The organism is Paracoccus halophilus (assembly GCF_000763905.1).
GTDB classification, from domain to species: domain Bacteria; phylum Pseudomonadota; class Alphaproteobacteria; order Rhodobacterales; family Rhodobacteraceae; genus Paracoccus; species Paracoccus halophilus.
Genome location: NZ_JRKN01000058.1, coordinates 1 through 8,450, shown reverse-complemented (window position 1 = coordinate 8,450; position 8,450 = coordinate 1). Strand labels below are relative to the sequence as shown.

Annotated in this window: 9 protein-coding genes and 2 pseudogenes; 2 read left to right on the top strand and 9 right to left on the bottom strand. The window is 54.3% G+C overall.

The features are described 5' to 3' along the window. Nucleotides 1–147 precede the first annotated feature (147 nt). A pseudogene (locus IT41_RS18585) lies at nucleotides 148–480 on the top strand (transposase); the annotation flags it as partial. Between the two features lie 86 nt (nucleotides 481–566). Here IT41_RS18585 and IT41_RS18580 read toward each other — a convergent pair. The 5 genes from IT41_RS18580 to phnC all read right to left on the bottom strand — a co-directional run bounded on the left by IT41_RS18580 (nucleotide 567) and on the right by phnC (nucleotide 5,049). Continuing rightward, entirely contained in the window at nucleotides 567–1,481 is a 915-nt protein-coding gene (locus IT41_RS18580; RefSeq protein ID WP_052081787.1) for a LysR family transcriptional regulator, read from the bottom strand. A 13-nt stretch (nucleotides 1,482–1,494) separates the two neighbouring features. Then, on the bottom strand, nucleotides 1,495–2,493 hold the full coding sequence (locus IT41_RS18575; protein ID WP_036744164.1) for a phosphonate dehydrogenase: 999 nt from the start codon (nucleotides 2,491–2,493) through the stop codon (nucleotides 1,495–1,497). Nucleotides 2,494–2,514: 21 nt separating this feature from the next. Continuing rightward, nucleotides 2,515–3,321, bottom strand: a complete 807-nt coding sequence (gene phnE, locus IT41_RS18570; RefSeq protein WP_036744163.1) for a phosphonate ABC transporter, permease protein PhnE — start codon at nucleotides 3,319–3,321, stop codon at nucleotides 2,515–2,517. A 67-nt stretch (nucleotides 3,322–3,388) separates the two neighbouring features. Further along, complete coding sequence (phnD, locus tag IT41_RS18565) at nucleotides 3,389–4,237, bottom strand: phosphate/phosphite/phosphonate ABC transporter substrate-binding protein (RefSeq protein WP_036744161.1); 849 nt, start codon at nucleotides 4,235–4,237, stop codon at nucleotides 3,389–3,391. Continuing rightward, nucleotides 4,234–5,049 carry a phosphonate ABC transporter ATP-binding protein gene (phnC, locus tag IT41_RS18560; RefSeq protein WP_036744159.1) on the bottom strand — a complete coding sequence of 272 codons (816 nt, stop codon included), beginning with the start codon at nucleotides 5,047–5,049 and terminating at the stop codon, nucleotides 4,234–4,236. Before phnC ends, phnD begins: the two co-directional genes overlap by 4 nt. A gap of 64 nt (nucleotides 5,050–5,113) precedes the next feature. Between phnC and IT41_RS22120 the strand changes: the two are divergent. Beyond that, nucleotides 5,114–5,602, top strand: a pseudogene (locus IT41_RS22120) (type IV secretory system conjugative DNA transfer family protein); the annotation flags it as partial. On the opposite strand, the gene IT41_RS22115 reads toward IT41_RS22120, so the two are convergent. The 4 genes from IT41_RS22115 to IT41_RS22110 all read right to left on the bottom strand — a co-directional run bounded on the left by IT41_RS22115 (nucleotide 5,513) and on the right by IT41_RS22110 (nucleotide 7,805). Continuing rightward, nucleotides 5,513–5,992 (bottom strand): VirB4 family type IV secretion/conjugal transfer ATPase, encoded by a 480-nt coding sequence (locus IT41_RS22115; RefSeq protein ID WP_414811563.1) that lies wholly within the window; start codon nucleotides 5,990–5,992, stop codon nucleotides 5,513–5,515. The pseudogene IT41_RS22120 and the gene IT41_RS22115 overlap by 90 nt on opposite strands. Nucleotides 5,993–6,093: 101 nt before the next feature. Then, nucleotides 6,094–6,753, bottom strand: a complete 660-nt coding sequence (locus tag IT41_RS21070; protein ID WP_139221803.1) for a dual OB domain-containing protein — start codon at nucleotides 6,751–6,753, stop codon at nucleotides 6,094–6,096. 6 nt (nucleotides 6,754–6,759) lie between these two features. Further along, nucleotides 6,760–7,242, bottom strand: a complete 483-nt coding sequence (locus tag IT41_RS20385) for a DUF488 domain-containing protein (protein WP_074948240.1) — start codon at nucleotides 7,240–7,242, stop codon at nucleotides 6,760–6,762. Further along, nucleotides 7,239–7,805: a DUF488 domain-containing protein gene (locus IT41_RS22110; protein WP_074948239.1), complete on the bottom strand. Its 567-nt coding sequence runs from the start codon at nucleotides 7,803–7,805 to the stop codon at nucleotides 7,239–7,241. Before IT41_RS22110 ends, IT41_RS20385 begins: the two co-directional genes overlap by 4 nt. Between the last annotated feature and the right edge of the window lie 645 nt (nucleotides 7,806–8,450).

The following is an 8,450-nucleotide window of genomic DNA, read 5'->3' as shown; positions in this document are numbered from 1 at the left end:
CCCCGCAATCCCCGTGAAGAGAACCGCGCCGCCGCCGCCAGCCTTCGGTCGGGCTACGCCCTCCCTACGGCTGGCGGCGGCGGCCAACTTGCCTGACGGTGCCGGTCAAGATGGTTGTCGCCCACCAGGGCGGTCAGCAAACCGCGCGACATCCACATCGTGCTCGACAATTACGCCACCCACAAAACGCCCGAGGTGCAGGCTTGGCTGGCAAAACACACCCGGTTCAAGCTGCATTTCACGCCGACAAGCGCGTCCTGGATGAACCTGGTTGAACGCTTTTTCGCCGAGATCACGACCCGTCGCATCCGCCGGGGGAGCTACACCAGCGTCGATGATCTCGAGGCGGCAATCTACGACTACTTGCTGCTTCACAACGCCAGACCAAAGCCCTTCGTCTGGTCCAAATCCGCTGACAATATTCTCAGCAGGGAACGTCGCGCTCTCAAAGCCCTCGATGAAATCCGTGGAAGCCGGTAGCAAACGTCAGACTCAGCACACTACAAGGTCGCGGCCGCTGTTCGGCTGCGGTTCATACATCTCTTTCGAGGCCCCATGTCTGTCTTTCAGTTAGCTGCTTCGGCTGGTCGTGCAGCCTGCTGACATAGAACTGGCACCGTCTTGGCATTGAGGAGGATGCTAAGCGTCTCGGCTTCCGGGGAACCGTCCTCCATCTTTACAGGATGGACGGCCCAAATTGGCTTCTCCAAATCTACGCCCTTGATAGAAACTTCACAAAGTTGACCCGAAGCCAGTTCATCGAGAACCGTGCTTTTCATCACCAACGATACGCCTAGTCTCGCTCTGACCGCACGCTTCACCCCTTCAGTGCTTCCGGTTGTGTGGCTGATCGATAGCTGATCTGCTTTTTGACCGAAGGCACGGCGGAGAATAGTGCCCGTCCCGGTTCCACGCTCGCCTCCGATCAGCGACTCCGTGAAAAGTTCAGACGAGTCTATCGAACCCTTGCTTGCCCACCGGTGATCCGGGGAAACAATCAAAATGAGCTTCTCGGTGCGCCACAGGCTGGCCTCGTATCCATTCCGGCCGTCCCACCACTCCATGAAAGCAAGATCAACTTCCTTTCTCTGGAGTTTTTCTAAGATCTCCAGGTTGGAGGCGATTACCAAGTTGGCAGAGCGCCCTTTGGCACCATGCAGGCGCTTCAGATGCTCCGGCATGAGGTAGATACCGATGTTGCTGCTCGCACCCAGTTGAATTTGTTCCATGTGCAAGCGGTCAAAGGCACGTGCAGAAACCGTCAGCAGGCTCTTGGCAAATGGCAAGAATATGGCTCCGTGCCGCGTCGGAACACAGCGATCGTTCCCTCTATCTACCAGTTGCACCCCTAGGATATCCTCAAGGCGCCTGACGCTGTTCGAAACCGTAGGCTGCGAGATTTGCAGCCGTCGCGATGCCGCACGAAAATTTCCCGTCTCGATGACTTCAACGAAGGCAGCGACATGAGACAGATGATACATGCAGGATACCTTGTTAGAGAACAGACGCGGGCTCATTGATAGCGGCTCGCGGTCTGCGGCCTTCAAGAAGATCAATGATGTTGTCAGCCGCCTCATGCTCGATCGCAAGGCGAGTCTTGGTAACCGCCGAGCCGATATGGGGTGTCAGCAAGGTGTCCGTGCGACGCTGCACCAAGCCAGGATGGACAGCTTCAGGTCGATCCGGCCGCGCCCAGTCCTCCATCTCGTAGACATCTGCGGCGTAACCCGCCAGATGTCCCGCCTCCAGCGCAGCCACCACGGCCCCTTCGTCCACAACGCTCCCACGTGATGGATTGATCAGAAGCGTCCCCTTCCGCATCTTCGCAACTTCCAGTGCGCCGAGCAGATGCTGCGTGTCGTTGGCGAGCGGAAGGGCACACACTACGAAATCCGAAGTGGAAAGAAGCCGTTCGAAATCCGTGAACGTAACCTTGAGCCTTTCTTCATCATCAGAGCCGAGCTCGCGCCTGTCCCAATAGCTCACTTGCGTTCCAAAGCCCGTGAGCCGTTCAGCAATGGACTTGCCGATCGCTCCCATGCCTAAGATGCCAACCGCTGCGCCCTTCAGGCCCACGCCGTAGAAACGCGGTCTCCACCCCTTGTAGCCAATTCTGACAGCTTCATCCCCCGGCAGGATGTGCCGCCCCAAGCCAATCATCAAGCCGATGGTCAGTTCTGCGGTCGGATCAGTCAGAAGATCGGACACGATGGAGACATGGACCCCTCGTGCCGTGCAGGCAGCAACATCAAAGTTGTCGAAACCCTTCAACGCGCAAGCTACAAGCCGCAGGCTAGGAGCGTGGCTCAGAACCGTAGCGTCGATCCGATCCGGCATGAAAGCCATCATCGCAGTCGCATCACTGAGTTCTGCCAAAAGCCTGTCATGCGCCCAAGTATCGTCCGACTCGTTGACGCTGACGCGGGCATAAGGCGCCAGCTTGGTCAGGATCTCGTCATGGACTTTGTGCGTGATAACGATCTTGGGCAACATGTCGCGCTCCCTGTTGTTGTTTTATTGAAGTTGGCGGCGAAGAAGAGCGCCGACCTGATCGACCACGGTGACCATCAGAAGAACGACCAGCATGATGGCAAGAACCTCCTGATAATTCATAATCCGAAGAGAGGTCATCAGCTCAAAGCCGATGCCGCCGGCTCCGACCGTGCCAAGGATGGTGGAGGCGCGGAAGTTATACTCCCAACGGTAGATCGTGACATCGGCCAGTTGAGGCAGGACTTGCGGCAGGATTGCGCGCGTGACGATCTGGAAGGGTGAAGCACCGGCGGCCCGCGCCGCCTCGATTGGCGCATTGTCACAATGCTCGATGGCTTCTGCAAAGAACTTTCCGACCATGCCAACGGAGTGAAGGCCTAGAGCAAGAACGCCGGGCAGAGCCCCGAAGCCTACCGCTGCAACGAAAACGATACCCATGATCAACTCAGGGATCGAGCGCAGGCCGTTCAGCAGGCCGCGGGCGATCATGTAGATAACGCGGTTTGGCGCTGTTTTTCGCGAAGCGCAAAAGCCAACGGGAAGCGAAATCAGAACCGCGATTGCCGTCCCGGCGATGCTCATGGCAAGAGTATCAACCAAGGGGCCGATCCACTCCATCCCACGGCTGAAATCGGGCGGAACCATTTCACTTCCCAACTGCCAAAGCGAAGGAAGGCCGGAACCAAGCCGCTCCAGATCAAGCAAGCCGGAGTGGTAGCTGCTGACAATGATGACGCCAGCGATGATCACCGCGATCACGGCAGCGCGCTTCCAAGCTCTACTTTGGCGCTGAAGGATGCTGTCGAAACTTTGGGAAAGCGCTGTCATTGACGTGCTCCTGAAAAGTGAGGCGCAGACTTCGCCTGCGCCCGCAATGAATGGCGGTTGATATGTCTTATTTGCTGAGGTCGAGGTTCAGCATCTTACCGAGATCCCGCACGACATCGTAAGCCTTGTCGTTGATCGGCGCGAAACCATCTGCCTTGAACGTCGCCAGCACTTCCTCATCGTTCAGGTTGATGAACGCGTCGGTGATGGCTTGCTTCAGGTTCGGATCGAGGTCAGAGCGCATCGTCCAAGGATACTGCGGAAACGGATCGGACTCTTCGAGCGCAACAACTTTCGCGGGGTCGATCGTGCCGCGAGCAACCATAGCGTTGAAGATGGGCAGCGAAAGACCACCAACCTGGGCATTGCCGTTTTGCACCGCCAGCGCCACGGCATCATGGGAGCCGACGTAGTTCTCACTGTAATCCGTCTCTGCTTCTAGACCCGCTTTAAGCAGCATGGATTTCGGGATCAGGTGGCTGGAAGTAGATGCCACGTCACCCCATGCCACATCGTGGCCGGCAGCATCCGCAATAGTCTCAATGCCGGCTTCAGCGTTGCCGATGACAACGGCGCGGTAAGTTGTCTCGCCGTCTTTCATCAGTGCCGCAAAGGGTTCGATCTCGGCCTTCGTCTTGGCCAACGTGTAGGAAAGCGGACCGAAATATGCGAGTTCAAGCCGACCGAACCGCATCGCCTCGATCATCGAGGAGTAGTCGGTGGTCACGATCAGCTCGATGTCGCGGTCAAGAGTTTCTTCAAGATACTCTTCCAGCGGACGATTGTTTTTGATCACTGTGGCGGCGTTCTCGTCGGGCAACAGCGCCACGCGCAGAGTTTCTGGATTTGCCTCCGCATGCACTGCGGAGCCGCAGCCGAGAGCAGCGAGAACGACAACGGGGAGCAACTTCTTCATAGGGCGGCCTCCATGGCAGCAACAGGTTGTGGTTGGGAGTGGGATGAATGGTGATGCGCTTGCTGCGAACTCCGGCCTGAAGCTTCGCTGCGGTAGATCGAGGCGCACATCTGATCTGTCAGTTCCTCAACGGACGCATCTGCGACTACAGAGCCATCACGCATGGCGATGACCCGATCACCAAAGCGCCTCGCCAAGTCGATCTGGTGCAGGCTGATGACAGCCGTTATGCCATCCGTCGTGCAAATGTGGCGGAGTTGCGAAAGGACTTCGACGGCTGTTTCCGGATCGAGGCTGGCCACAGGTTCGTCAGCCAGTATCAATCGGGGCTGCTGAACCAGAGCACGGGCGATGCCGACACGTTGCTGTTGGCCGCCCGACAACTGGTCAGCCCTCACCAAGGCTTTGTCGAGCAAGCCAACCCGAGCAAGACATTCCAGCCCAAGTTGCCGGTCAGAACGCGGAAGAGGAAAGAGGGTTCGAAAGGATGAGTGATAGCCCAAGCGACCGGTCATCACATTATCAAGCGCGCTCAAGCGCCCGATGAGCTGGTGCTGCTGGAAAATCATCCCGGTGCGCCTGCGGTGCACTCGGAGCGCCCGCTCTCCGTCCAGAGATCCAACGCCATCAGCGATAATCGAACCGGACGTAGGAGCAACTAAGCCGTTAAGGGTGCGGATGAGTGTGGATTTACCCGCGCCAGAGCGGCCCAAAAGGACGACAAACTGCCCCTGCGCGAGCTTCAGCGAGGTCGGTTTTAGAGCTTGTGTGCCATTCCCATAGGTCACGGCAACCCTGTTCAAAGCCAACATGATGATGCATCTTTCTAATCGTTCTGCGGTCGCGATAGGATGGGTCGATCACTAGGCGCGCAATATGACGACTACTTTTCAGGTGGATGACATAATCATGATCATGCACATCGATGCTTATGCTGCACTCTACCTAAAATCCTTGGAAGCGGACGCGGTGATCGCGGTTATGGCCGAGCTGGAAAAGATCGCGACCCTTTTCCTGCAAACGGACGACGCTTCGGCATCGAGCTTCCTTCCCAACAGTCGTTCAATTTTCGTCGCCTGCGGCATCCTCGCCTACGAGCAAGGAGAGCTGACGCTTGGACGCATCCACAAACTTGCCTTCGGCGGAGCTGGCGATAACAACGCGAAGTTTGCGGGATATGCCAAGACCGTCAAGGATCGCAGCGCGAAGCTGATTTTCCAGCAGCTTGCCGCGACCACCGAAAAGACACTTTCGGCCTACGTCTCTGTGTTGGCATCAGCCGGGATGCAGGCGTGGGCGAACCCGCATACCTGCGCAGTTACCGACGCCAGCGACTTCGATTTTTCGACCTTCAGGAAGAAGCCTCAGACCGTCTATGAGGCCCGTCCGCGCCCGATAAGTCGCGTTCCCCGGCCATTGGGCGAAGTAATGGCCCTGACCGGCGAAGGCTTCGGTAATGATCTTGGTTCCGGTCTCTTGCGCGATCTGGCGAACATCCGCAGCGGCGCGGGCAAGGCTCTTCTCATCCTCGGCGTAGATCGCCACCGTCATGTGATGGTGCCCAAGGGTTTCGAGGCCACTGGACACGCGGTTCCGGCCTTCTCGCAGCATGTCTTGATCGGTCTCGGCGGCATCACCGGAACCGCGCCGCTGTTCCAGATTCCGCCGCATCAGCTCGCTTGCGCGATCATCGCTGATCGGCACGAAGGAGTTGGTAATAACCATGTCGATTGGCAGGTTCAGTTCATCGAACATGCCGGGGAAAGTGCCGGTCGGATAGTTCTTGATGGTGAACACATGCCCGACGCGGTTCGACACTACGCCCCCGGTGATAACCGCCCAAGGGTGACAAATACTCACTGATAAGATCCAGAAATCTGCAACTGGCAGCGCCATTGCTGCTTGTTGTTCGGCCTCCACCATCGCGCCAAAGAGAGTCTAACAATCGTTCCTTTACTTACCTCTTCAGGAGGATCATGATCCCCAGTAAATGGTATCTTTATCGTTCGTTCACCTATTTTATAGGTATAAGCGAGTTTTTCATAGGAGTTGAAAGAAAGCCTAAGATCTGCATCTGCCTCCCAGAAGCAAACACTATGATCTAATCTGCATCCTGGAGGAATACAAAGCGACCCTCGCATATGGGAATCGCCTTCAAGTTTTTCACTAGCCAAGAATCCTGAAAAACAATTAAGGATTCCTCCTGAGTTTACGTAAATATTTGACTTTATGCTTTGCGACAGCCCATTCATAGAATAACTTCTTTTTAGACTATGGCGCACCAGCAGAACATCCTCTGTGTGAGGTTTCCTTATATCATTGAATGGCAGGTCAACATATGAAGCCTGTATTCTATCACCTACCCTGTAAGGAAAGCTAGGCGGCTGCTTTTCTCCATTTTCATTTAGTAGCCTTATATTTCTCTTGTTTCCAATGTCATATGCCCCGATGCAGCGACCATCGGTGCCCATAACCGTTCTGGCCATAATAATTACATCAGACTTTTCAAATTTCATAGACAACTATTTCTCTATATTATACACGGGCACCATGCTGTTTTTATATATCCATTGTGACACTATTGACCTGTGACATGCCATGGCCGGACCTTCCACGCAAAGAAGGCAAGGGCTATGGTGGCTTTCCAGTATTTTGCTAATGCCATCGTAATTGAATTCAGATAATATATCAGACATATATTTTTCGACAAATCCATCAGACAATCGCTCTCGGTCTTTTTTTGCCACTGATCCTTCAGTATCAGAATCCGATTGAATCGCTCTAATTTCTTTAGTTGGAGCTAGTTCCTTTATATGAACGTACGACACACCAAAGCCTGAGAGAGTTTTCTGCAGCTCCTTCGAATTGGCAAATGTATATGATTTTCCCCTAACCCCCCTCCTCATCCTGATATCGACAATCAAATCTATTTTATTTGAAATAATCTTATCTAGGAAAGACTGCTTATTCCAGCCATACACACCTATTGTAAATAATTGATTCACTTATATTTGCCCCTGGAAAATGACGTCTGCGAAGGTTCTCCGAACAAATCTGGTTGGTTCCCCGTGATATCCGATAAAATTTCATCCTGAGATCGCAAGGAGTAATCTTTATCTACATGAAACACTTCGATTTTATGTCCTTTAAGGGATTGGCCGATTAGCTTTGTGCGATGACACTCCCGCGGGTCTGCCTCACTACACATCAGGAAAATACTATCATCAAGCTGAGATGCTTTCACCAACCTGTTTATTCCTGAAGTGAATTTGGGGGAGCATTTTATTGCGTCATACGACACGTGACCTGATGATGTGTAGAACTCATCGCCTACCGGCCTTCCTCCGATAGTGTCCCCCATGAATACGTAAGATAAGCTTGATCTGGCGCATAAAGTTTCCAGAGTTTCTTTGTTGAAATCCGGATTGTATTTAGATCGCGGAACTGTTCGTACGTCTATTAGGTATTTGCACCTGTGTTCGGTGAGGGCAGATAAGATATCTTCCCATTTTCTGTTCCCGTGGCCTATCGTGTATATTGTATTTGTGTATTTTGCTTCCGTGCGCATGACGTCATGGTTGAGTTAAAGGTTTCTGTTGGGAGAGCACCTGGTTCTCCGGTGGGCGTCTTTCCGTTGAGATCGCTTACGTCTGTCCTGGGCCGCGTGATAGCACGTAACAACCCTCCCTTCGGCCGTTACAATAGCGCAAAGCTTCGAGGCGGATTGTAGCATCCCAGCATCGTAGCCTCCCATCTGCAGCTGCTTGATTGTGCGATTGAGAAGGCGGTATTTTTCACAGCCTCCACCAGCGTTGCATGGCGTTCCGTGTAGCAGGAGCAGATCCAGACTGCTTGTACGAATACTCCGCTGGGCTATCCGAACTTTGGCGTGGCGGCTGAATTCGAAGTGGTCGCTCTGAATTTCTTCACTCATTGTCCCGCCTCCTCTTTGACGATGGTGTTTGCCTTGCCTAAGCCTCTGACCTTACGGCGAACGGTTTTTTTCATATTAGCAGGCTGCTGAAGAAGTCGGCCTTGAAGGACGTTATTCCTGCCGCCACGATTTGAAGTCGGTTTTCTTCGGCATCGGCATCGGCATCGGCATCGGCGGTGGTCGCGGGTCAGAGTTGCCTTCTCCGTCAGGCCGTCAGGAGTTTCGGTAGCCTCGCGAGGTTGCAGGCCGCCATCGTCATCGTGAACTGGGCGCAGACCC